Consider the following 22,183-nt stretch of genomic DNA (forward strand, 5'->3'; position numbering starts at 1 on the left):
CCCTGCCCCCCCCCCCGCCGCGGGGGGGCCTGTTGGCAGCTCCGGCCCGCCGCGGCACGTCCGACGCCTCGGCGTCCTTACAGGTCGTAGTACAGCTCGAACTCGTGCGGGTGCGGGCGCAGGGCGATCGGGGCGATCTCGTTGGTGCGCTTGAAGTCGATCCAGGTCTCGATCAGGTCCGGCGTGAAGACGTTGCCCGCGAGCAGGTACTCGTGGTCCGCCTCCAGCGCCTCCAGCACGGCCGGCAGCGAGGACGGCACCTGCGGCACGTTGGCGTGCTCCTCGGGGGCCAGCTCGTAGAGGTCCTTGTCGACCGGCTGCAGCGGCTCGATCTTGTTCTTGATGCCGTCGAGGCCGGCCATCAGCATCGCGGCGAACGCGAGGTACGGGTTGGACGACGGGTCCGGCGCGCGGAACTCGATGCGCTTGGCCTTGGCGTTGGACCCGGTGATCGGGATCCGGATCGCGGCCGAGCGGTTGCGCTGCGAGTACACCAGGTTGACCGGCGCCTCGAAGCCGGGCACCAGCCGGTGGTAGGAGTTCACCGACGGGTTGGTGAAGGCGAGCAGCGAGGGGGCGTGCTTGAGCAGGCCGCCGATGTAGTAGCGGGCGGTGTCGGAGAGTCCGGCGTAGCCCTGTTCGTCGTAGAAGAGCGGCGAGCCCTCGGTCCACAGCGACTGGTGGACGTGCATGCCCGAGCCGTTGTCGCCGAAGATCGGCTTCGGCATGAAGGTGGCGGTCTTGCCGTTGCGCCACGCGACGTTCTTGATGATGTACTTGAACAGCATCAGGTCGTCGGCCGCGTGCAGCAGCGTGTTGAACTTGTAGTTGATCTCCGCCTGGCCGGCCGTGCCCACCTCGTGGTGCTGGCGCTCGACCTCCAGGTGGGCCGCGGCCAGCTCCAGCGACATCTCGGCGCGCAGGTCGGCGAAGTGGTCGACGGGCGGGATCGGGAAGTAGCCGCCCTTGTACTTGACCTTGTAGCCGCGCGCGTCGCCCTCGGCGGAGCCGCTGTTCCAGGCGCCGGCCTCGGAGTCGATGTGGTAGTACGACGCGTTGGCGCTGGTGTCGAAGCGCACCGAGTCGAAGACGTAGAACTCGGCCTCCGGGCCGAAGTACGCGGTGTCGGCGATGCCGGAGGAGGCGAGGTACGCCTCGGCCTTCTTCGCGACGTTGCGCGGGTCGCGGCTGTAGGCCTCGCCGGTGACCGGGTCCTGGATGAAGAAGTTGATGTTGAGGTGCTTTTCCTTGCGGAACGGGTCGAGCCGGGCCGTGGCCAGGTCCGGGACGAGTGCCATGTCGGACTCGTGGATGGCCTGGAAGCCGCGGATCGACGAACCGTCGAACATCAGGGTCTCGGACGGGTCGAAGGTCGCCGCGGGCACGGAGAAGTGCTGCATGACGCCCGGGAGATCGCAGAACCGGACGTCGATGAACTTGACATCGTTGTCCTGAATGAACTGCTTCACTTCGGCGGCGTTGTTGAACATCCATCCTCCTCGGCGTGCGAATGGGGCGGGCTCACCCTAGGAACGGCCCGTTTCCAACCGGTGACCCGGCCGTTTCCTGAATGTTAACCGCCGCCCTCGGGTGGGCGGCAAAGTCGTACGCTCCGGGGCAAAATGCTTCGCCCGCCCGGGTCGCGGAGGCTGAGTGGTCTGGACCACCTGGGGGAGTCCCGGGAGACGCGATTCACCCTCCGGGGGAGCCGGTGCCGGGCTGCGGCGTCCGCCCGGTTAGTGTGGATTCGTGGACACCAGAGAAGCGTTGGGATCGTGGATCGACGGCCCGAAGGCGGCCGCCGAGAAGATGGGTGCCGACTTCGGCCACCGCGGTGAGCGCCTCGGACTGCCCCGGGAGGGCGCCGGCTCGATCGCGGGCCCGGGCCGCCGGGTGGGCGCGCTGTTCGTCGACGGCTGGCTGGTCGCCCTGGTCGCCTACGGGCTGCTCGGGAAGGGCTCCGCGGGCTCGGCCAACCTGTGGACCACCCCGCTGTTCTTCGCCGTCACCGTGCTGCTGCTCGCCACCACGGGGACGACCGTCGGCAAGCGGCTGTTCGGCCTGCGGGTGGTCCGCCTGGACGGCCGCCGGGCCACCATCCCGCAGGTGCTGCTGCGCACCGTGCTGCTCTGCCTGGTGGTGCCGGCCCTGGTCTGGGACCGCGACACCCGCGGCCTGCACGACAAGGCGGTCGGTACGGTCGAGGTCCGCATCTAGGCCGAGGTCCGCATCTGGGAGGTCCGCATCCAGCCCGTACGGCCCGGCCGACGAGCCGCCCGCCCGAACGGCGAACCCCCGAACGACGAACGGCCCCGCCGCGGAGATTCCGCGGCGGGGCCGTTCGTGTCGATGGGGGAGGGGGTCAGCGGACCTGGCCGCCCTTGGGCATCCGGGCGCCCTTGGGCATCGGGCCCTTGGGGATCGGCGCCTTGGAGAGCAGATCGCCCAGCGCGCGGAGGCGGTCGTTGGTCTCGGTGACCTGGGCGGGCGTGATCGCACGGGGCAGTCGCATCAGGTGGATCTGCAGCTTCTTGAGCGGGATCTCGCCCTCGCCGGTGCCCACCACGATGTCGTGCACCGGTACGTCGCCGACGACCCGGGCCATCTTCTTCTTCTCGGACGCCAGCAGTTGGCGGACCCGGTTCGGGTTGCCCTCGCCGATCAGCGCGATGCCGGCCCGGCCCACGGCGCGGTAGACCGCGTCCTGGTTACGGGTGACCGCCACCGGGGTGGAATTCGCGCTCCACCCTCGCTTGATGTTGTTCAGCACTGCCGCCACGGCCCCCGGCTGCCCCTCCATCTGCCCGAACGCGGCGCGTTCGGCCCGGCGTCCGAAGACGATCGCCATGGCCAGGAAGGCCACGATGAAGCCCAGGATGCCCAGATAGATCGGGTGGTCGATTGCGAAGCCGATGGCGAGGAACACGCCGAAGGTCAGCAGGCCGACGCCGCCGATGATCAGGCCGATCTTGGTGTCGACCTTCTTGGTCATGGTGTAAGCCAGGCGGATCTGCTTCAGTCGCCCGGGGTTCTCGGATGTTTCCCTCGCCATAACGCTCATGGTACGTGCCGTGGGTACGGGATAACCAAGCCCGGGTACCCGTTCGCCCGAACCGTGACCCGGGTGCCCCCGGGCGATCGCGCACAGTGGCGGTTCCGGGGCCGGTCCGGGCGGGGTCTAACGGCGCGCGGACTCCACCGCACGGCCGCCCGGCAGGGCGTCGCGCTCGCGGTCCGCCGCGTAGCGGCGGTTCTCGCAGACCGCGGCCCAGGCGTTGCGCCGGGCCTGCCGCTGCCCGCCCGCCAGCAGCACGCTCTCGGCCAGCCGCAGCGCGGTGCCCACCGACCGGATGCCGACCTGCATGTCGAACAGCTCCTCTTGTGGCGGAAATGATTCGAACGGTTCCATCCTCACCACCCCGTGTTACCAGCCCGTGACCTGTCAGTCAAAGCCCGGTGAACCCGAAGGGGCGGAGCCGAAGCTCCGCCCCTCTGATGGCTCAAACCGAGCGGTGGCCGGACCGGAACCGTGGTCGGACCGGAACCCCCGGCCGGACCGGACCGGGCCGGGATCGGACCGGACCGTGGTCAGACCGCCGCCGTCCGCTCGCGGTGCTCCAGCGCCTGCCGGTACAGCCGCCCGGCGCGGTACGAGGAGCGCACCAGCGGGCCGGACATGACCCCGGCGAAGCCGAGCTCCTCGGCCTCCTGCTGCAGCTCGACGAACTCGTGCGGCTTCACCCAGCGCTCGACCGGGTGGTGGCGCAGCGACGGGCGCAGGTACTGGGTGATGGTGATCAGCTCGCAGCCGGCGCCGACCAGGTCGGCCAGCGCCTGGCTGACCTCCTCGCGGGTCTCGCCCATGCCCAGGATCAGGTTGGACTTGGTGACCAGCCCGGCCGCGCGGGCCTGGGTGATGACGTCCAGCGAGCGCTCGTAGCGGAACGCGGGCCGGATCCGCTTGAAGATCCGCGGCACCGTCTCGACGTTGTGCGCCAGCACCTCGGGGCGGGACGAGAAGACCTCGGCCAGCTGCTCCGGCACCGCGTTGAAGTCGGGGATCAGCAGCTCGACGCCGGTGCGGCCGGTCTCGCGGCCGGCGGTCAGCGCGTGCACCTGGCGGACCGTCTCGGCGTACAGCCAGGAGCCGCCGTCCTCCAGGTCGTCGCGGGCGACGCCGGTGATGGTGGCGTAGTTGAGGTCCATGGTCACGATGGACTCGGCGACGCGGCGCGGCTCGTCGCGGTCGAAATCGGCGGGCTTGCCGGTGTCGATCTGGCAGAAGTCGCAGCGGCGGGTGCACTGGTCACCGCCGATGAGGAAGGTCGCCTCGCGGTCCTCCCAGCACTCGAAGATGTTGGGGCAGCCGGCCTCCTGGCAGACCGTGTGCAGCCCCTCCTTCTTCACCAGCGACTGGAGGGCGTTGTACTCCGGACCCATCTTCGCGCGGGTCTTGATCCACTCGGGCTTCCGCTCGATGGGGGTCTCGCTGTTGCGGACCTCCAGGCGGAGCAGCTTCCTGCCGTCGGGTGCGACAGCGGACACGTGCGACTCCTAGAACTAGACGGGGTACCCCCAGGGTACGCCTGTGCTTGTACGGCCTTCGCCGGGCCTGTGGCCCGCAAACGCAGGGCAACAGTGCTACCGGCCGGTAGATTCCCGGGTGGCGCGGTCGGTCGGCGCCCGGGTGCGGGCTCAGCGGCCGAGTGCCGGTTCCGGCAGTTCGGCGAACACCTCCGCCAGGCGCTTCTCGACCACGGTCAGCGCCTCGCCGACCTCGAACGGCCGGGCCAGCTCGCCGGAGAGCGAGGCCACGCCCGCGTCCCGGATCCCGCACGGCACGATCCGGTCGAACCAGGTCATGTCCGGATTGCAGTTCAGCGCGAAGCCGTGCATCGTCACCCCGCGCGAGACCCGGACGCCGATCGCGGCGAGCTTGCGGTCGTCGCCGCGCTGACCGGCGTTGGAGGGCGCGTACTCGGGGCCGGCCAGCCGCGGGTCGATGCCCAGCGGCAGGCCCATCCGCAGGGTCAGCTTGCCGATGTCCACCACCTGCGCCGGGTCCACCACCGCGTCCGGGATGGTCGCGCCCAGCACCCAGACCCCGCTGCGGCCCTCGATCCGGGTGGTCTCCACGCCGAACTCGCCGCAGGCCCGGATCAGGGCCTCCTCCAGCCGACGCACGTAGGCGACGACGTCCATCGGCTCGGGGAGCTTCACGATCGGGTAGCCGACCAGCTGGCCGGGGCCGTGCCAGGTGATCTCGCCGCCCCGGTTGACCTCGACCACCGGCGTGCCGTCCAGCGGCAGGTCGGCCGGGTTGGTGCGGCGGCCCATCGTGTACACCGGCGGGTGCTCCAGCAGCAGCACGGTGTCGGGGATCTCGTCCGCGACCCGCAGGGCGTGCAGCCGCTGCTGCTCCTCCCAGGCCTCCTGGTAGGGCACCGCGCCCTCGCCTATGCCCATCCGCACGAACCGTACGTTCTCGCTCATGCGCCCACCTCGTTGCGCTCTGTGGCCACTGCTGCTCCTTGCCAGGCGTTCGAGACCAACCTCGCCACTGTACGCCCGAGCCGCTTTCGGCCGTTCAGGTGCCCGAGGGTGCCCGGGAGCGGCCGAGGGGGAGCCCCGGGAGGAACCGGTGGGCGGGCCGAGGGAGCGGCCCGCGCGGGAGCCGCCGGCGGCCCGCTTCAGCCGCCCGCGAGCAGCTGCAGGCGCAGCGCCAGCTGGAGTTCCAGCGAGCGCTCGGGGTGGTTCCAGTCCCGGCCGAGCAGCACCTCGACCCGGTCCAGTCGCTGCACCACGGTGTTCACGTGGACGTGCAGCTCGTCCTTGGCGCGGGTCAGGCTGCCCCCGCAGTCGAAGTAGGCGCGCAGGGTGCGGACCAGTTCGGTGCCGCGTCGGGCGTCGTAGTCCAGCAGCGGGCCGAGCGTCGCGCCGACGAAGCCGTCCACGTCGTGGCCGTCGCCGAGCAGCACGCCCAGGAAGCCGAGTGCGCGGGCCGAGGCGCCGTCCCCGGCCCGGCCGAGCACCCGCAGGGCCCGGACGCAGCGCAGGCCCTCGGCGTAGGAGGAGGCCAGCGCGACCGGCCCGGCGGCCGGGCGGCCGGCGCCGACCGTGACGGGGAACCCGGCCAGCCGGGCCAGCCGTTCGGCCGCCAGCTCGGCCACCTGCTGAGCACCACCCGCCGCACCCGCCGCACCCGCCGCACCCGCCGTGCCCGCCGCACCCGCCGCGCCCGGCGCCGAGCTGTCGTCCGGGAGCAGCAGGACGACGGCCTCGCCGTGCTCCGCGCTGATGCCCCGCGAGCCGAACAGGTACCGCCCGGCGGCGCCCGCCAGCCGGCCGCGGTCGGTCGCCGCGGTGCCGGGGGCGCCGGCCGGTTCGGCGACCAGCACCAGGTGCGGGCGCCCCAGGTCCACGCCCAGCCGGCGGCCGCGCGCGGTCAGGCCGGCCGGGTCGCGGTCGGGGGCGGTCAGCAGGTCGGCCAGCAGTTCGCCGCGTACCCGGTTCTCCGTCTCGGCCACCGAGCGGCGCAGCAGCAGGAGCAGCGCGGTCACCACACTGGCCCGTTCGAAGAGCCGCCGGTCGGCGTCCTCCAGGCCGGGCCGCCCGCTCAGCACGAGCGCCCCCAGCGGCTCCTGACCGGCCAGCACGGCGCAGACCCAGTCCTCGCCGTGCCGCACCGACCGGCCCTCGGTCCGGGAGGCGGCGACCGCCTCGGCCAGCCCCTCGGCGGGCGCGGGTCGGCCGGCCAGCGGTTCGCCCTCGGTGTCCAGTACGGCTATCCCGCCGCCCAGCAGGGCGGCCACCTCGGCGGCCACGTCCGGCACCTCGGCGCCGCGCAGGACGAGGTCGGTGAGCCGGTCGTGGCCCTGCTCGGCCCGCTGGACGGCGGCGGAGTGGGCCCGGATCAGCTCGTTGGCGCTGTTCAGCTCGGCCAGCGCGGCCCGGGTGTCGGCCAGCGACTTGGCGGTGTCCAGGGCGATCGCGGCGTGCGCGGCCAGTGAGCAGAGCAGCGCGACCTCGTCGGGGGAGAAGGCGCGCGGGGAGCGGTCGGCGGCGAACAGCACCCCGATCACCCGCCCGCCGAGCAGCAGCGGCACCCCGATGATCGCGACCAGGCCCTCGTCCAGCACGCCCGCGTCGATCGTGCCGGTGTGGTGGAACCGTTCGTCGGTCCGGTAGTCGGGGGTGGCGTAGGGGCGGGCGCTCTGGGCGACCAGGCCGCCGAGGCCGTCGCCCAGGCTGAGCCGCAGGGTCTGGAAGAGCACCGAGACCGAGCCGTCGGTGACCCGCATGTAGGTGTCGCCGGCGGCCTCGTCCGGGAGGGTCAGGTAGGCGGTGTCGGTGCCGAGCAGCAGTCGGGCCCGGCGGACGATCGCCTGGAGCACGGTGTCCAGGTCCCGGGAGGCGGCGAGGTCCCCGGCGGTGTCGAAGAGAGCGGTCAACTCGGCCTCGCGGCGTCGGTGCTGACGCAGCGTCCGGTGCACACGCAGCGCCTGCCAGGTGGCGTCGTCGATCTCGCTCAGCACGGCGGCCGGCGCGCCCCGGCGGCGCGCGTCGGCCAGGACGTCGGCGAAGTCCTCGGTGGCGGCGCCGGAGGCGAGGAGGTCGAGCAACCGCCGCAGCGCCGGCGCCGCGCTGGTGTCGGGACGGAGGTCGTTCACGGTGCGGCCGCCAATCGGCAGTGGGTCTCTGGCCCCAGGGACGGAAGCGCGATCGTAGCGGCTCGGCCCCGGCGGACGCGGGTGGCCGGTGCCCCGGGGTGACGGGCGCCGGCCACCGGTTCGTCAGGCCCGGGCGGCCTTGGTCACCCCGGTGTCCTCCGGCTCCCTCACCGCCGGACCGGTGGCCTCCGCTCCGGCTCCCGGTTCGGCCTCGGTCAGGTCGGTGCCGCGGGTCTCCCGGGCGCAGAGCACCGCGAGGACGGTGATCACCGCGGCGATGGCCACGTACACGGCGATCGGCGTCGCGCTGCCGTAGTCCTTCAGCAGCGCCGTCGCGATCAGCGGCGCCGGCGCACCGGCCGCCACCGAGGCGAACTGGGCGCCGATGGAGGCGCCCGAGTACCGCATCCGGGTCGCGAACATCTCCGAGAAGAAGGCCGCCTGCGGCGCGTACATCGCGCTGTGGAAGACCAGCCCGACGGTCACCGCCAGCAGCAGCGACCCGAACGACCTGGTGTCCACCAGCCCGAAGAAGACGAACGCCCAGACCCCGACGCCCACCGCGCCCACCAGGTACACCGGCTTGCGCCCGACCCGGTCGGAGAGTGCTCCGAACACCGGGATCAGCGCGAACTGGATCGCGGAGGCGACCAGCACCGCGTTCAGCGCGGTCTGCTTGGGCAGGTGCACCTGGGTCACCGCGTACGCCAGCACGAACGTGGTCATCACGTAGTACGAGATGTTCTCCGCCATCCGGGCGCCCATCGCCACCAGCACCTCCCGCCAGTGGTGCCTCAGCACCGCCACCAGCGGGGGCTGCTCCACCGCCCGGCCGGCCGCCTTCCGGGCCTCGGTGGCGGCCAGTGCCTGCTGGAACAGCGGGGACTCGTCCACCGCCAGCCGGATCCACATCCCGACCGCCACCAGCACCGCGGACAGCAGGAACGGCACCCGCCAGCCCCAGGACAGGAAGGTGGCGTCCGACTGCACGGTGGTGAGCAGCGACAGCACGCCCGCCGCCAGCAGGTTGCCCGCGGGTGCGCCGCCCTGCGGCCAGGAGGCCCAGAAACCGCGCCGCCGGGCGTCCCCGTGCTCGGAGACCAGCAGCACCGCGCCGCCCCACTCGCCACCGAGCGCGAAGCCCTGCACCATCCGCAGCACGGTCAGCAGCACCGGCGCGGCGGCGCCGATCGAGTTGTACGTCGGCAGACACCCGATCAGCGTCGTGGACCCGCCCATCAGCAGCAGGCTCACCACCAGCAGCTTCTTGCGGCCGATCCGGTCCCCGAAGTGTCCGAACACCAGGGCGCCGAGCGGCCGGGCCGCGAACCCGATCGCGTAGGTGAGGAAGGAGAGCAGCGTCCCGGTCAGCGGATCGCTGTTGGGGAAGAACAGCTTGCCGAAGACGAGCGCGGCGGCGGTGCCGTACAGAAAGTAGTCGTACCACTCGATGGTGGTGCCGATGAGACTGGCACCGACCACCTTCCAGAGGGGGGATCCTGGTCTCGCGACAGCGGCGGTACTGGCCATGGGCGGGGTCACCTCGAAGGGGGGAGTGTGGTGAGGGGGCATCAGCGCGCCGTCCAGCCGCCGTCGACGGGGAGGCTGGCGCCGGTGATGTAGGAGGCGTGCGCGGAGCAGAGCCAGAGGGCCAGCTGCGCCACCTCGTCGGGTTCGATCAGCCGCTTGACGGCGGTGCGGTCGAGCATGATCCGCTCCACCACCTCGTCCTCGCGGATGCCGTGCGCCAGCGCCTGGCCGGCGATCTGCTGCTCCACCAGCGGGGTCCGGACGTACCCCGGGTTGATGCAGTTGCTGGTGACGCCGTACGGCGCGCCCTCCAGGGCGACCGTCTTGCTCAGCCCCTCCAGCGCGTGCTTCGCCGTCACGTAGGCCGACTTGAAGGCGCTGGCCCGCAGGCCGTGGACGGAGGAGATGTTGACCACCCGCCCCCAGTCCTGCGCGTACATGTGCGGCAGGGTGCGGCGCAGGATGCGGAACGGCGCCTCGACCATCACCCGCTGGATCAGGGTGAAGCGGTCGACCGGGAACTCGTGGACGGGCGCGACGTGCTGGAGGCCCGCGTTGTTGACCACGATGTCGGCGTCGTCCGGCAGCGCCTCCACCGCCTCGGGGTCGGCGAGGTCCGCGACGTGCGCCACGCCGCCGATCCGGTCGGCGAGCTCCCGGGCCGGGGCGGCCGCGAGGTCGACGACGTAGACCCGGGCGCCGGCCTCGGCGAAGGCTTCGGCGCAGGCCCGGCCGATGCCCGAGGCCGCCCCGGTGACCAGGGCCGTACGGCCGTCCAGCGGGCGGGCTGAAGTGGTGTCCATGGCCGAGAACGGTAGGAATCCAGCGGCCCGGCTCCCATGTGATGGTGCACCACAGTGATCGGGCCACCTGTGGTGGTCACCGCTACGACGGTCGATCGGCGGTTCGGCCACCTCGGGCCAAACCCATGCTGTCCGGGCTTCCCCACAATGGGCGCCGATGCTTCACCCGTTCGGAGGATTGCTCGGTCAGAACCGCCCATAGCGCCCGAATGCTCGCTACATTCACGCCGATTCCCGACAGGGGGCGCCGCCACGGGCAGCCGAAGTGCTGGTGGAGCCGGTGCGGCGTCCGAGAGGTGTTGACTGACTATGCCCCAACGGCCTGCAACCGACAGCCCGGCGTACGGACCGCTCGACCCGCTCGACCAGCACCGAGGTCCGGTCGGCCGGGCCCTTCCGGACGCCCCCGACGCCCTGGCCACCGACGACATGCGGCTGCCCGCGCAGGTCACGACCGCACGGCACCGGAGCGCCCCGGCGCCCGCGGAGGCGCCCGTCGCACCCGCGCCCGCCCAACCCCCGGCGGCCGCGCCCACCGGCCCGGCCCCGCAGAACGGCCGGCTGGCCGCCCTGATCGAGGAGGCCGGCTTCTCGCACGCCGGCCTGGCCCGCCGGGTGGACCAGCTCGGTCTGGAGCACGGTCTGGACCTGCGGTACGACAAGACCTCGGTCACCCGTTGGCTCCGCGGCCAGCAGCCGCGCGGCGCCACCCCCGCGCTGATCGCCGAGGTGTTCACCCGTCGGCTCGGCCGCCGCCTCACCGCCCAGGACCTCGGCCTGGACGCCTGCGCCCCGGTCTACGCCGGCCTGGAGTTCGCCGAGACGCCGCAGGAGGCGGTGGACATCGTGGCGAGCATGTGGCGCAAGGACAACGGCCCGCAGTCCGAGCTGCGCCGGATCGCCTTCACCCCGGCCGGTCTGGTCGTCCCCAGCCGGGACTGGCTGATCGGCCGCACCGACGAGCGGGTCGCCCGGGACGGCTCCACCCTGCCCCGGCCCGAGGCCGGCCCGGGGGCGGCGTCCGCCGGGTCGGCCGCGCCCGGCGGGGCCGCCGCGCCCCCGGCGCGCGGTACGGCGCCCGGCGCGTCCACCGCACCCGGCGCGCCCGCAGCGCCGTCCGCCCGGAACGCCACCGCAGCGACGGCCGCCCCGGTCCCCGCCACCCCGGCCGCCTCCGCCGCGCTCGGCCGGGTGCCGACCCAGAGCCGCCGCCCGCCCGTCGCCGTCGAGCCGCCGTGCACCGACCCGGCCCGCGAGCCCAGGCCGGCGCTGCGGGTCGGCCGGGGCGACATCGCCGCGATCCGCGCCGTCGGGGACCTCTTCCGAGCGCTGGACCACGCCTACGGCGGCGGCCACGCCCGCCAGGCGCTGGTCCGGTACCTGGAGAGCGAGGCCGAGCCGATGCTGCGCGGCCGCTACGGCGAGCAGATCGGGCGGGCGCTCTTCGGAGCCGTCGCCGACCTGACCAGGCTCGCCGGCTGGACGTCCTTCGACATCGCCGCGCACGGCCTGGCCCAGCGCTACTTCGTCCAGGCCCTGCGGCTCTCCCAGGCCGCGGGGGACCGCGCGCTCGGCGGCTACATCCTGGTGACGATGAGCCAGCAGGCCGTCCACCTCGGCCACGGCCGGGAGGCGGTCCAGCTGGCCCGGGTCGCCCAGCAGGGCGTGGGCACCGCGGTACCGCCCACCGTGCAGTCGCTGCTGCACGCCGCCGAGGCCCGCGGGCACGGCCTGCTCGGTGACGTCCGGTCCTGCACGACCGCGCTGGTGCGCTCCGAGCGGGCCCTGGCCGGGGCCCGGGCCGGCGACGAACTTCCCTCCTGGGCACGCTACTTCGACGAGGCGCAGCTCTCCGACGAGTTCGCCCACTGCTATCGCGACCTCCAGCAGTGGCGGACGTCGGCCCAGCACGCCGAGAAGTCGCTGCGGCTGCGCTCGCCCGCCTACGCCCGCAGCCGGATCTTCTGCCGGCTGGTGCTGGCCACCGCCCGGCTCGGGATGGGGGACTTGGACGAGGCGTGCACCATGGCCACCGACGCGCTGCGGGCGGCCGGGGAGATGCGCTCGGCCCGTTCGCTGGAGTACGTCCGGGACTTCCACCGCCGGCTCACCCCCTACCGGGGCAGCCCGGTGGCCCGCGCCTTCGAGGAGACGGCGCGTCAGGCGGGGGTGATCTGACGACGGTCGGGGGCGATCCGAGGGCGGGCGGCCGAGGGCGATCCGACGACGGCCGGGGGTGATCCGAGGGCGGGCCGGGCCGGGGCCGGCCGAGCGCGCCCCCCGACCGGCCCGCCGCGGCTACCAGCTCTCGGCGTTGACCCGCTGCCGGTCGCCCTCGGTGGCGGGCGGGCGGACGGTCCCGCGCAGCCGCTGGGCCAGCAACGGGAAGGCCAGGACGGAGAGCATGCCCGCGCCGACCAGCGCGGCCGCGGTGGAGGACGGCAGGTGCCCGGCGTCCACCTCGATCGTGGTGATCACCACGACCAGCGGCAGCGCGGTCGCGCCGTACAGGCCGAGCGCCGCCCGGTCGCGCCGGCCGAGCCCGATCGGGGCGAGGAGGGCGGCCGGCAGTCCGCGCACGGTCAGGAGCAGCAGCAGGAACACCGGGACGAGCAGCAGGTTGCCCGGGTCCCGGAGCAGCGCCTCCAGGTCGAACTTCATCCCGCTGACCACGAAGAACACCGGGACGAGGAACCCGAAGCCGATGCCCTCCAGCTTGGCCTCGATGACCTCCTCCTCGGCCTCCGGCACATCGGTGAGCAGCAGGTGGGAGACGATCCCGGCGGTGAACGCGCCGAGCAGCATGTCCAGATCGAGCCAGACCGCGGCGGACACCATCGCGGTGAGCACCAGGATCACCGTGCGGATCGCGAACTGGCCGGAGGTGCGCAGGGTCCGGCGGATCAGCCGGGTCATCCAGTCCGGCCGGGGCCGGCGGGCGTAGCCGACGGCGGCCGCCGTGATCACCGCGAAGGCGGCCAGGATGACGGCGGTCCGCAGCGGGCTGTTGCCGCTGAGCAGGATCGCGATCGCGATGATCGGCCCGAACTCGCCGACCGCGCCGGTGGCCATCACCAGCGAGCCGAACGGGGTCGGCAGCTCCCCGGCGTCCCGCAGGATCGGCAGGATGGTGCCGAGCGCGGTGGTGGTGAGGGCGAGTCCGGCGAAGGCGCCGTTCAGGGGGTCCCGGTTGACCATCGCGCCCACGCCGAGGGCCACCACGAGGGACACCAGCCACGCGGCGCCCGCCCGTTTCAGCGGGCCGCCGCGCAGCTTGGCGAAGTCGATCTCGTAACCGGCCAGGAACATCAGCATCGCCAGGCCGAACTCGGAGAGCGCGTCGACCAGACCGCCGACCTGCGCCCAGTCCAGTACGTCGGGGCCGATCAGGACGCCGAGCACGATCTCGAACACCACCGTGGGGACGGCGACCCACCGCAGCAGCCGGTCGGCGAGCAGCGGCGCGGCCACGGCGGCGGCCGGGATCAGGATCAGCGTGAGCGGCTCGACCTGGAAGTCGGCGCTCACCGGGCGACGGGCCCGGGGTTCTGGACGGAAAGCATCCGATTAGCGGTCATATCGGCATACTGGCATGCCGTTGCCTGCCGCCTCGGCAGGCCGCCGGTCGCGTGTTCAGGCCGCCGCCTCCGCCTCCCGGGCGGTGGCCGGCAGCCCGAGGTCGCGCACCACGGCCTGCGCCGCCCGCCGCCCCGAGACCAGCGCGCCCTGGACGCTGCTGGTGTCCCGGTGGTCGCCGCAGACGTACAGCCCGGCCAGCAGTCGCACCGGGCGCCGGCTGTTGTGCGGCGGCGGCATGGCGGGCACCGCGTCCGGGACGTGGCGCACGCTCAGGAACTGCCAGCCCTTGGCCGGGGCGCCGTACAGCTCGGCCAACCGCGCGCGTACCGCGGGTTCGAGCGCGGCCGGCCCGCCGGCGTCGAAGGACCGCCGCCCCAGCACCGTCGTGGCGACCAGCGCCTGTCCGGCCGGGGCGTACGAGGGGTGCAGCTCGCTGAGCACCAGGGAGTGCGAGACCAGCGGCGGGTGGCCGTTCGGCCGGTCGCCGTCCAGCAGCAGCACGGCCTCGCCGATCGGCGTGCGGTCCGTCGCGTGGTAGAAGGTCGTGACCGGGTGGAAGTCCGGCAGCCGCAGCCCGGGCAGCAGTCCGGCGGCGGAGCGCGCGTCGGTCGCCACCACGACGGCCTGGGCGCCGATCCGGCCGTGGCCGGCGGTCTCCACGCCGTCGGCCGCTATCGAGGTGACCCGCACTCCGGTCCGCAGGGTCCCGGCCGGCAGGGCGGCGGCCACCTGGGCGGGCACGGCCGCGATCCCGTCGGCGGGCAGACAGAGCCGGCCGCGCGCGTAGCAGTGCAGCACCAGGTCGGCGATCCGGCTGCTGGTGCCCAGGGCCGGGTCGCTGAGAAGGGCGCCGAGCAGCGGCCGCAGGAAGCCGTCGACGGTGCGCGGTGCGAGGCCGCGTTCGCCGAGCGCGCGGGCGGTGGTGGTCTCCGGCCGGGCCTGCAGCCGGCCGGCGGGGGTGGCGGCCAGCCGGCTGAGCCAGCCGCCCAGCCGGGCCTTGTCCAGCGGACTGCCGAGCGGCGCCCGGGAGGCCGCCTGCCGGGCGGCGGTCAGCTGCGGATCCCCGGCGCGGTACCGGCGGCCGCCGCTGTACACGAGCACGCCGGGCGCGAGTGGGTGCAGGCCGAGCCGGTCGAGGTCGAGCGCGCGGCCCAGCTCGGGGTAGGCGGTGTTCAGCAACTGGCTGCCGTGGTCGAGCCGGAACCCGTCCAGCTCGCGGGTGGCCATCCGGCCGCCGATCCGGCCCGCGGCCTCCAGGACCTGGACGGTCAGGCCGTGGCCGGTGAGCGCGCGGGCGGCGGCCAGGCCCGCGAGTCCGGCGCCCACCACGACGACGTCCGGATCGGACTGTCGGCGGGTGCGGCGAGTGAAGTCGTATGTGGGCACTGGCGTGCTCCCTCCCTGGTCCCGGAGCTTCGGCCGACGCAGGCAGCGGGGTGCCGGGACACGGTCCGACGATGTGATGCCCAGTCAGTGCGAGCGTCAGACAAGCACACCGGGCCCGATCCGGGCCCCGGGGAGGGTTCGACAGCATGCGGTGGGGGTGCGGTCACGCTCGGTGCGCGCAACCGGCCGGGTTCGGGGTCGGCGGGCGCGCACGGTCACCAGGGGCGTGCGGCGCGCCTGTTGCGTGCTCCTGTGCGCCCCCTCCCGGAGCCCCGCCCGACCCCCGCTCGGCATATGCCCCCGGCCAGGGCGGATGCCGTACGGGGCGTACGCGGGACCGCCCGTGCGGGGTGCCGCACCGGGAGCACCCGGCCTACCGCACCCGGCCTACCGCGCCCGCCGCCCCGCGTGCGCTCCCGGCTCCCCGGCGACGCCCCGCCCCGCCGTTACAGCGCCGCCCGCACCGCCGCGTCCACATCCGGGTGCTCGAAGCGGAAGCCGGCCTCCAGCAACCGCCGCGGCACCACCCGGTGGCTGCCGGTCACCTCGACCGCCAACTCGCCCAGCACCGCCTTGAGCACCGCCTCCGGCACCGGGAACGGCGTCGGCCGCTTCAGCACCCGGCCGAGGGCCGCCGTCAGCTCGGCATTGGTGACCGGCTCCGGCGCGCTGAGGTTGAACGCGCCGCTCAGGTCGTCCCGGTCGAGCAGGAACCGCATCGCCGCGACCTCGTCCACCAGCGAGATGAAGCTCCAGTACTGCCGGCCGTCGCCGAGCCGCCCGCCGAGGCCGAGGCGGAACAGCGGGAAGAGCCGGCCGCCGGCCCCGCCGGCGGCCGAGAGCACCAGCCCGGTGCGCGGGTGGACCACCCGGATCCCGGCCCGCTCGGCGGGCCGGGCGGCGGCCTCCCACTCGACGCAGACCTCGGCCAGGAAGTCGTCCCCGGCGGGGGAGTCCTCGTCGATCACCCGGTCGCCGGTCTGTCCGTAGACCCCGACGGCCGAGGCGCTGACGAAGACCCGCGGCGGCTCCTTGAGTTCCGCCAGCGCGACGGCCAGCGTCTCGGTGCCGAGCACCCGGCTCTCCCGGATCTCCCGCTTGTACGCGTCCGTCCACCGGCGGTCGCCGACCCCGGCGCCCGCCAGGTGCACGACCGCCTCGACGCCTTCCAGCCCGGCCCGGTCGACCTGCCCCAGCAGCGGGTTCCAGCCGATCGCCGTCGTCCCGTCCGACTGCGGCCCGGTTCTGGAGCGGTGCCGGACCAGTCGGACCACCTGGTGGCCGTCGGCGAGCAGCGAGCGGACGAGTGTCGAGCCGATCAATCCCGTGGATCCTGTGACCGCGATGCGCATGGGGCCATCCTTGCAGCTCCGGGCGGCCGGAATTCCGTGTACGCCCCGGGCGCCGCTGATTAGCATGACGCGCATGTACGACGAAGATCTGATCATCCGTCCCGCGCAGACCGAGGACGAGAAGGAGCTCTCCGAGCTCAACCGGGCCGCCTGGTCCTGGCAGAGCGACGTCGCCCCGCAGCCGGCCGAGGGGGACGGCGTGTTCGACGAGCGGCACACCCCGGACCAGTTCCTGCTCGCCCTGCTCGACGGCCGGATCGTCGGCCACATCCGGGTGGTGGCGCCCACTCCGCTGGCCAGCAACCGGCACGTGCGGCAGATCCAGGGCCTGGCGGTCTCCTCCTCGGCCCGCGGCCGGGGCATCGGCCGGGCGCTGGTGGAGGCGGGCTGCACGGCCGCCAGGGAGCAGGGAGCGCGCCGGATCACCCTGCGGGTGCTGGGGCACAACGCCCCGGCCCGCCGGCTGTACGAGGCCTGCGGCTTCGTGGTCGAGGGCTCGCTCGCCGAGGAGTTCCTGATCGACGGCCGGTACGTGGACGACATCTGGATGGCCCGTTCGCTGGCGTCCTGAGCAGACGGGCCCGGCGGGCCGCGAGCGTCCCCGCGCCCGGCCTCCCGCGTCACGCGAGCGTCCCCGCGCCCCGCCGCCCACACGCGCGCACAGGTTACTGACTGGTCGTCAGATCGGGTGCGAGGGTGGTGCAGACTCGTGACAAACCCAACCTGTCTGGAGCAGTGCCGCGCCGGGTACCGTACGGCCGTGAGCAACTCGACGCCTCCCGGGTGGTACCCGGTACCGGGTGCGGACGGCACAGCCGGTCATGAGCGCTGGTGGGACGGCAACGCCTGGACCAGTGACGTCCGCCCCGTCCAGGCGGGCGGCGGCGGGCTCGCCGACGCCCCGACCCAGGTCTCCTGGCAGACCCCGCAACCGCCGGCCCCCGTCTCCCCGCCGCCCGCCTACGGCTACGGCGCCCCGCAGCAGGGCGCGCCCGGCTACGGCTACCCGACGCAGGACCAGCAGGGCTACGGCTACCCGCAGGGCGGCTATCCGCCGCCGCCACCGCAGTCCGGCCGGATGAAGCCGGGCGTGGTCGTGGCGATCGTGGCCGGGGTGCTGGCCGTGGTCGGTGTGGTGGCCGCGATCGCCCTCAACAGCGGCGGCGATCCGAAGGCGGACCCGGCGCCCGTGCCGACGGTCACCGTCACGGACGTCCCGAGCCCGACGCCGACCCGCGGGCCGGCCACGCGCACGCCCGCGCCCGCGCCCACCGCCACTCCCACCCCCGCGCCCAGCCTGCCGCCGGTGCCGGTGGTCAAGGACACCGCCGCCGACGCCCAGCACGCCATCACGGTGCCGATCTTCCAGGGCTGGGACGCGCAGACCGACACCACGCACTCGACGGTCTTCCTGGGCAGCGGCCGCTACACCTGCCCGACCGGCGGATCCTGCATCCGGGGCCAGTTCTCGGTGGAGAAGGACACCATCGCGGGGGCCTCGGCCCGGGCGGCGGCCGAGGCGGCGATGCCCACCTACGCGGCGGCGATCTTCACCGGCATCACCTCGCACACCGATGCCGGCTCCGCCAACACCACCGTGGCGGGCGTCTCGGGCTACGCGGTGCGGTGGCACATCACCACCTCGGACGGCACCAAGGGCTACATCCTGCTGGCGGCCGTCCCCGCCAAGGGCGGCGGCTTCGTGGCCTTCGAGGGCGGGGTGGACGACGCCGCGGGCGCGCCCGACCCGACCGTGCTCGACCAGATCCTCAAGGGCATCAAGCAGGACGGCAGCGGCTCCGGCTCCGGCACCTGAGCCGGCCGCCCCCGGTCCCCGGGCCGTCCCCGGGTCAGTCCCCGTAGCGCTCCCAGAGCTTGGGGAACCGTTTCGCCATGGCGTCCGGGTCGTCGAAGTCCAGGGCGGCGCCGGACGGCCGCGCGGGCTGCCGCTCGCCCACCTCGGGCAGCGGCAGCCCGGTCAGCTGCTCGTACGCCTCGTCGGCCGCGTAGCCCAGGTCCTCGGCCTCGCCGTCCTCCTCCTCGTCGAAGTCGGGGAGCAGGTCGGCCAGATCGTCCGGCTCGTGCAGCCCGCCCTCGAACACCTCCCGGCCCTGGCCGATCAGCCAGCAGCGGAAGTAGTCGAAGGTGTCCTCGGAGGCGCCGTCCAGCAACAGGTAGGCGGCGCCCCACAGGTCGGTGCGGTAGGCGCGCTGGAACCGGGCCTCGAAGAGCCGCGCGAAGTCGATGACGTCGTCCGGGGTCAGTTGGACGAGCCGCTCCACCAGCCGTTCCGCCTGCTCGTCCGGGTCGCCGTCGGCGTCCTCCCGGGTGTCGTCGATGATCTGCCAGAAGTCGGTCTCGTCCATCACCGCTCCAGCATCCCTGTTCGCCCGCGCGATCGCATGCGATGGGCCCGGCGAAACGCGGGCGGTCGCGACCGCCGCCGGGCGCCCCGCGGGCGGACGACCACCCCGCGGCCGGCACCGGGCGGGCGGACCCTAACGCGGAGCCCCGCGCCGTCCGAGGACGACGCGGGGCTCCCTACTGCCGTGGCTGCCTCGCGGGCTGCTGCCTTACAGGCCGAGCTCGACCTCGAACTCGCCGGCCTCGAGGATCTCCTTGACGGCCACCAGGAAGCGGGCGGCGTCGGCGCCGTCCACCAGGCGGTGGTCGTAGGAGAGCGACAGGTAGGTCATGTCGCGGATGCCGATGGCGGTGCCGCCGTCGGCCTCGATGACGACCGGGCGCTTGACCGTCGCGCCGATGCCCAGGATGGCGACCTGGTTCGGCGGCACGATGACGGTGTCGAACAGCGCACCGCGCGAGCCGGTGTTGCTGATGGTGAAGGTCGCGCCGGACAGCTCGTCCGGAGTGATCTTGTTGCCGCGCACCTTGCCGGCCAGCTCCGCGGTCTTCTTCGAGATGCCGGCGATGTTGAGGTCGCCCGCACCCTTGATGACCGGGGTCATCAGACCCTTCTCGGAGTCCACCGCGATCCCGATGTTCTCGGAGTCGAAGTAGGTGATGGTGCCCTCGGCCTCGTTGATGCGGGCGTTGATCACCGGGTGGCTCTTCAGCGCCTGGGCGGCGGCCTTGACGAAGAACGGCATCGGGGACAGCTTCACGCCCTCGCGGGCGAGGAAGGCGTCCTTGGCCTTGCCGCGCAGCGAGATGATCTTGGTGACGTCCACCTCGACCACGCTGGTCAGCTGAGCCTGCTCGTGCAGGGCCTTCAGCATGTTGTCGCCGATGGCCTTGCGGATGCGGGTCATCTTGACCGTCTGGCCACGCAGCGGGGACGGCGCGGCGGCGGCCTTCGGCGCGGCCGCGACGGGGGCCGGAGCGGCCTTCGCGGCCTCGGCGGCGGCGATGACGTCCTGCTTGCGGATGCGACCGCCGACACCGGTGCCGGTGACGGAGGCCAGCGTGACGCCCTGCTCGGCGGCGAGCTTGCGCACCAGCGGGGTGACGTAGGCGTCACCGCTGTCGGCGACCGGCGCGGCGGCGACGGGAGCCGGGGCGGCGACCGGGGCAGCCGGGGCGACGGGGGCCGGAGCGGCGACCGGAGCGGGAGCGGCGACCGGGGCGGCCGGAGCAACCGGGGCCGGAGCGGCGACCGGGGCGGCCGGAGCAACCGGGGCCGGAGCGGCGACCGGGGCAGCCGGGGCGACGGGGGCCGGGGCAGCGACCGGAGCAGCGGGGGCGGCAACCGGGGCCGGAGCGGCCGCACCCGGGGCGCCGATCAGCGCGAGCTGGGCGCCGACCTCTGCGGTCTCGTCCTCGCCGACCAGGATCTTCACCACGACGCCGGCGACCGGCGACGGGATCTCGGTGTCGACCTTGTCGGTGGAGACCTCGAGCAGCGGCTCGTCGACCTCGACCGTCTCACCCTCGGCCTTCAGCCAGCGGGTGACGGTGCCCTCGGTGACCGACTCGCCCAGCGCGGGCAGCAGCACCGGGGTGGCGTCGGCGGCCGGGGCGGCGGCCGGAGCCGCCGGGGCCTCGGCGACCGGGGCGGGGGCGGCGGGCGCCTCCGCGACCGGGGCGGCAGCCGGGGCCGGAGCGGCCTCGGCGGCCGGGGCCGGGGCGGCGACCGGGGCGCCGGAGCCGTCGTCGATGATCGCCAGCTCGGCGCCGACCTCGACGGTCTCGTCCTCGCCGACCTTGATCGAGGCCAGGATGCCCGAGGCCGGGGCCGGGATCTCGGTGTCGACCTTGTCGGTGGAGACCTCGAGCAGCGGCTCGTCGACCTCCACACGCTCACCCTCGGCCTTCAGCCAACGGGTGACGGTGCCCTCGGAAACGCTCTCGCCCAGCGCGGGCAGTGTTACTGAGACCGCCATGGTTTCAGCGACTCCTATCAAGTCTTGCGTACTGGAATGGGGGGTGTGGGGCGCGATCAGTCGTGCGCGTGCAGCGGCTTGCCGGCCAGCGCCAGGTGCGCCTCGCCCAGGGCCTCGGACTGGGTCGGGTGGGCGTGGATGAGCTGCGCGACCTCGGCCGGCAGGGCCTCCCAGTTGTAGATCAGCTGAGCCTCGCCGACCTGCTCGCCCATCCGGGCGCCGACCATGTGGACGCCGACCACGGCGCCGTCCTTGACCTGGACGAGCTTGATCTCGCCGGCGGTCTTCAGGATCTTGCTCTTGCCGTTGCCGGCCAGGTTGTACTTGAGGGTGACGACCTTCTCCTTGCCGTACAGCTCGACGGCCTTGGCCTCGGAGATGCCGACGGAGGCCACCTCGGGGTTGGAGTAGGTCACGCGCGGGACGCCGTCGTAGTCGATCGGCACGGCCTTGAGGCCGGCCAGGCGCTCGGCGACCAGGATGCCCTCGGCGAAGCCGACGTGGGCCAGCTGCAGGGTCGGGGCGAGGTCGCCGACGGCGGAGATGGTGGGCACGTTGGTGCGCATGTACTCGTCGACGAGCACGTAGCCGCGGTCCATCGCGACGCCGTTCTCCTCGTAGCCGAGGCCGGCCGAGACCGGGCCGCGGCCGATGGCGACGAGCAGCAGGTCGGCGTCGATCTGCTTGCCGTTCTCGGTGGAGACGCGCACACCGGTCTCGGTGTACTCGACGCCGGAGAAGCGGGCCTTCAGCTCGAACTTGATGCCGCGCTTGCGGAACGCGCGCTCCAGCAGCTTGGAGGAGTTCTCGTCCTCCAGCGGGACCAGGTGCGGCAGTGCCTCGACGATGGTGACCTCGACGCCGAAGGACTTCCAGACCGAGGCGAACTCGACGCCGATCACGCCGCCGCCGAGGATCACGGCGGACTTCGGGATGCGGTCGAGCTTGAGCGCGTGGTCGGAGGAGATCACGCGGTCGCCGTCGATGGTCAGGCCCGGCAGCGACTTCGGCACGGAGCCGGTGGCGAGGACGATGTGGCGGCCCTCGATGCGCTGGCCGTTGACGTCCACCGAGGTCTGCGAGGAGAGCCTGCCCTCGCCCTGGATGAAGGTCACCTTGCGGGAGGCGACCAGGCCCTGCAGGCCCTTGTACAGGCCGGCGATGACGTCGTCCTTGTACTTGTGGACACCGTTGATGTCGATGCCCTGGAAGGTGGCCAGCACGCCGAACTCGGCGGCCTCCTTCGTCTCGTCCGCGATCTCGGCGGCGTGCAGCAGCGCCTTGGTCGGGATGCAGCCGCGGTGCAGGCAGGTGCCGCCCAGCTCACCCTTCTCGACCAGGGCGACGCTCAGGCCCAGCTGAGCGGCGCGGAGCGCCGCGGCGTAACCGCCGCTTCCGCCTCCGAGAATGACTACGTCGAAAACGGTGCTGGCGTCGTTCGCCACGTCACGTCCTCCATGCAATGGGGTGGGTCGCCGGGCCGGTCGCGGTCCGGTGGGTCGGAAGCCTTTGTGGGGCGC

Annotated in this window: 18 protein-coding genes; 4 read left to right on the plus strand and 14 right to left on the minus strand. The window is 73.6% G+C overall.

Translation table 11 applies throughout. From position 1 onward, the window contains the following. Positions 1-77 precede the first annotated feature (77 nt). Positions 78-1,490, minus strand: coding sequence for a type I glutamate--ammonia ligase (glnA, locus tag ACFVYI_RS01230; RefSeq protein ID WP_387880115.1), 1,413 nt, complete (start codon positions 1,488-1,490; stop codon positions 78-80). A 259-nt stretch (positions 1,491-1,749) separates the two neighbouring features. Between glnA and ACFVYI_RS01235 the strand changes: the two genes are divergently transcribed. Continuing rightward, positions 1,750-2,217: an RDD family protein gene (locus ACFVYI_RS01235; protein ID WP_387880117.1), complete on the plus strand. Its 468-nt coding sequence runs from the start codon at positions 1,750-1,752 to the stop codon at positions 2,215-2,217. A 145-nt stretch (positions 2,218-2,362) separates the two neighbouring features. On the opposite strand, the gene ACFVYI_RS01240 is transcribed toward ACFVYI_RS01235, so the two are convergent. From ACFVYI_RS01240 to ACFVYI_RS01270, 7 genes are all read right to left on the minus strand, one after another. Beyond that, the gene (locus ACFVYI_RS01240; RefSeq protein ID WP_387880119.1) at positions 2,363-3,052 is read right to left on the minus strand and encodes a DUF4191 domain-containing protein; all 690 of its coding nucleotides are present in this window, start codon (positions 3,050-3,052) and stop codon (positions 2,363-2,365) included. Between the two features lie 126 nt (positions 3,053-3,178). Beyond that, on the minus strand, positions 3,179-3,409 hold the full coding sequence (locus ACFVYI_RS01245; RefSeq protein WP_387880122.1) for a hypothetical protein: 231 nt from the start codon (positions 3,407-3,409) through the stop codon (positions 3,179-3,181). A 179-nt stretch (positions 3,410-3,588) separates the two neighbouring features. Then, positions 3,589-4,545, minus strand: coding sequence for a lipoyl synthase (locus ACFVYI_RS01250; protein WP_387880123.1), 957 nt, complete (start codon positions 4,543-4,545; stop codon positions 3,589-3,591). A gap of 150 nt (positions 4,546-4,695) precedes the next feature. Continuing rightward, positions 4,696-5,493, minus strand: a complete 798-nt coding sequence (gene lipB / locus ACFVYI_RS01255) for a lipoyl(octanoyl) transferase LipB (protein ID WP_387880126.1) — start codon at positions 5,491-5,493, stop codon at positions 4,696-4,698. Positions 5,494-5,690: 197 nt separating this feature from the next. Then, the gene (locus ACFVYI_RS01260) at positions 5,691-7,670 is read right to left on the minus strand and encodes a helix-turn-helix domain-containing protein (protein WP_387880128.1); all 1,980 of its coding nucleotides are present in this window, start codon (positions 7,668-7,670) and stop codon (positions 5,691-5,693) included. A 123-nt stretch (positions 7,671-7,793) separates the two neighbouring features. Beyond that, a complete protein-coding gene (locus ACFVYI_RS01265; protein ID WP_387880131.1) occupies positions 7,794-9,200 on the minus strand; it encodes an MFS transporter in 1,407 nt (468 codons plus the stop codon). A 41-nt stretch (positions 9,201-9,241) separates the two neighbouring features. Next, positions 9,242-10,003 carry a 3-hydroxybutyrate dehydrogenase gene (locus ACFVYI_RS01270; RefSeq protein ID WP_387880133.1) on the minus strand — a complete coding sequence of 254 codons (762 nt, stop codon included), beginning with the start codon at positions 10,001-10,003 and terminating at the stop codon, positions 9,242-9,244. A 309-nt stretch (positions 10,004-10,312) separates the two neighbouring features. Between ACFVYI_RS01270 and ACFVYI_RS01275 the strand changes: the two genes are divergently transcribed. Beyond that, entirely contained in the window at positions 10,313-12,181 is a 1,869-nt protein-coding gene (locus tag ACFVYI_RS01275) for a regulator (RefSeq protein WP_387880136.1), read from the plus strand. A gap of 120 nt (positions 12,182-12,301) precedes the next feature. Here the strand turns inward: ACFVYI_RS01275 and ACFVYI_RS01280 are convergent, their stop codons facing one another. The 3 genes from ACFVYI_RS01280 to ACFVYI_RS01290 form a co-directional block, all read right to left on the minus strand. Next, entirely contained in the window at positions 12,302-13,531 is a 1,230-nt protein-coding gene (locus tag ACFVYI_RS01280) for a cation:proton antiporter (RefSeq protein WP_387880138.1), read from the minus strand. A 105-nt stretch (positions 13,532-13,636) separates the two neighbouring features. After that, positions 13,637-14,968, minus strand: a complete 1,332-nt coding sequence (locus tag ACFVYI_RS01285) for an NAD(P)/FAD-dependent oxidoreductase (RefSeq protein ID WP_387880141.1) — start codon at positions 14,966-14,968, stop codon at positions 13,637-13,639. A gap of 446 nt (positions 14,969-15,414) precedes the next feature. After that, positions 15,415-16,320, minus strand: a complete 906-nt coding sequence (locus ACFVYI_RS01290) for a TIGR01777 family oxidoreductase (protein ID WP_387880143.1) — start codon at positions 16,318-16,320, stop codon at positions 15,415-15,417. Between the two features lie 73 nt (positions 16,321-16,393). Here ACFVYI_RS01290 and ACFVYI_RS01295 point away from each other — a divergent pair, with 73 nt between their 5' ends. Further along, positions 16,394-16,891, plus strand: a complete 498-nt coding sequence (locus ACFVYI_RS01295) for a GNAT family N-acetyltransferase (RefSeq protein WP_387880146.1) — start codon at positions 16,394-16,396, stop codon at positions 16,889-16,891. A 189-nt stretch (positions 16,892-17,080) separates the two neighbouring features. Further along, positions 17,081-18,136, plus strand: coding sequence for a DUF2510 domain-containing protein (locus ACFVYI_RS01300; RefSeq protein WP_387880148.1), 1,056 nt, complete (start codon positions 17,081-17,083; stop codon positions 18,134-18,136). Between the two features lie 34 nt (positions 18,137-18,170). Here ACFVYI_RS01300 and ACFVYI_RS01305 read toward each other — a convergent pair whose 3' ends face one another. From ACFVYI_RS01305 to lpdA, 3 genes are all read right to left on the minus strand, one after another. After that, complete coding sequence (locus tag ACFVYI_RS01305) at positions 18,171-18,686, minus strand: DUF4240 domain-containing protein (RefSeq protein WP_387880150.1); 516 nt, start codon at positions 18,684-18,686, stop codon at positions 18,171-18,173. A 207-nt stretch (positions 18,687-18,893) separates the two neighbouring features. Beyond that, positions 18,894-20,663, minus strand: a complete 1,770-nt coding sequence (sucB, locus tag ACFVYI_RS01310) for a 2-oxoglutarate dehydrogenase, E2 component, dihydrolipoamide succinyltransferase (RefSeq protein ID WP_387880152.1) — start codon at positions 20,661-20,663, stop codon at positions 18,894-18,896. Between the two features lie 56 nt (positions 20,664-20,719). Beyond that, positions 20,720-22,108, minus strand: coding sequence for a dihydrolipoyl dehydrogenase (gene lpdA, locus ACFVYI_RS01315; protein ID WP_387880155.1), 1,389 nt, complete (start codon positions 22,106-22,108; stop codon positions 20,720-20,722). Positions 22,109-22,183: the final 75 nt, after the last annotated feature.

The organism is Kitasatospora sp. NPDC058218 (genome assembly GCF_042882445.1).
Classification (GTDB): Bacteria; Actinomycetota; Actinomycetes; order Streptomycetales; family Streptomycetaceae; genus Kitasatospora.

What these genes read in the sequence shown, in the direction of transcription:
- glnA (WP_387880115.1), bottom strand. Translation starts at nt 1,490, where the DNA reads ATGTTCAACAACGCCGCCGAAGTGAAGCAGTTCATTCAGGACAACGAT.
- ACFVYI_RS01240 (WP_387880119.1), bottom strand. Translation starts at nt 3,052, where the DNA reads ATGGCGAGGGAAACATCCGAGAACCCCGGGCGACTGAAGCAGATCCGC.
- ACFVYI_RS01245 (WP_387880122.1), bottom strand. Translation starts at nt 3,409, where the DNA reads ATGGAACCGTTCGAATCATTTCCGCCACAAGAGGAGCTGTTCGACATG.
- lipB (WP_387880126.1), bottom strand. Translation starts at nt 5,493, where the DNA reads ATGAGCGAGAACGTACGGTTCGTGCGGATGGGCATAGGCGAGGGCGCG.
- ACFVYI_RS01265 (WP_387880131.1), bottom strand. Translation starts at nt 9,200, where the DNA reads ATGGCCAGTACCGCCGCTGTCGCGAGACCAGGATCCCCCCTCTGGAAG.
- ACFVYI_RS01270 (WP_387880133.1), bottom strand. Translation starts at nt 10,003, where the DNA reads ATGGACACCACTTCAGCCCGCCCGCTGGACGGCCGTACGGCCCTGGTC.
- ACFVYI_RS01275 (WP_387880136.1), top strand. Translation starts at nt 10,313, where the DNA reads ATGCCCCAACGGCCTGCAACCGACAGCCCGGCGTACGGACCGCTCGAC.
- ACFVYI_RS01290 (WP_387880143.1), bottom strand. Translation starts at nt 16,320, where the DNA reads ATGCGCATCGCGGTCACAGGATCCACGGGATTGATCGGCTCGACACTC.
- ACFVYI_RS01295 (WP_387880146.1), top strand. Translation starts at nt 16,394, where the DNA reads ATGTACGACGAAGATCTGATCATCCGTCCCGCGCAGACCGAGGACGAG.
- ACFVYI_RS01305 (WP_387880150.1), bottom strand. Translation starts at nt 18,686, where the DNA reads ATGGACGAGACCGACTTCTGGCAGATCATCGACGACACCCGGGAGGAC.
- sucB (WP_387880152.1), bottom strand. Translation starts at nt 20,663, where the DNA reads ATGGCGGTCTCAGTAACACTGCCCGCGCTGGGCGAGAGCGTTTCCGAG.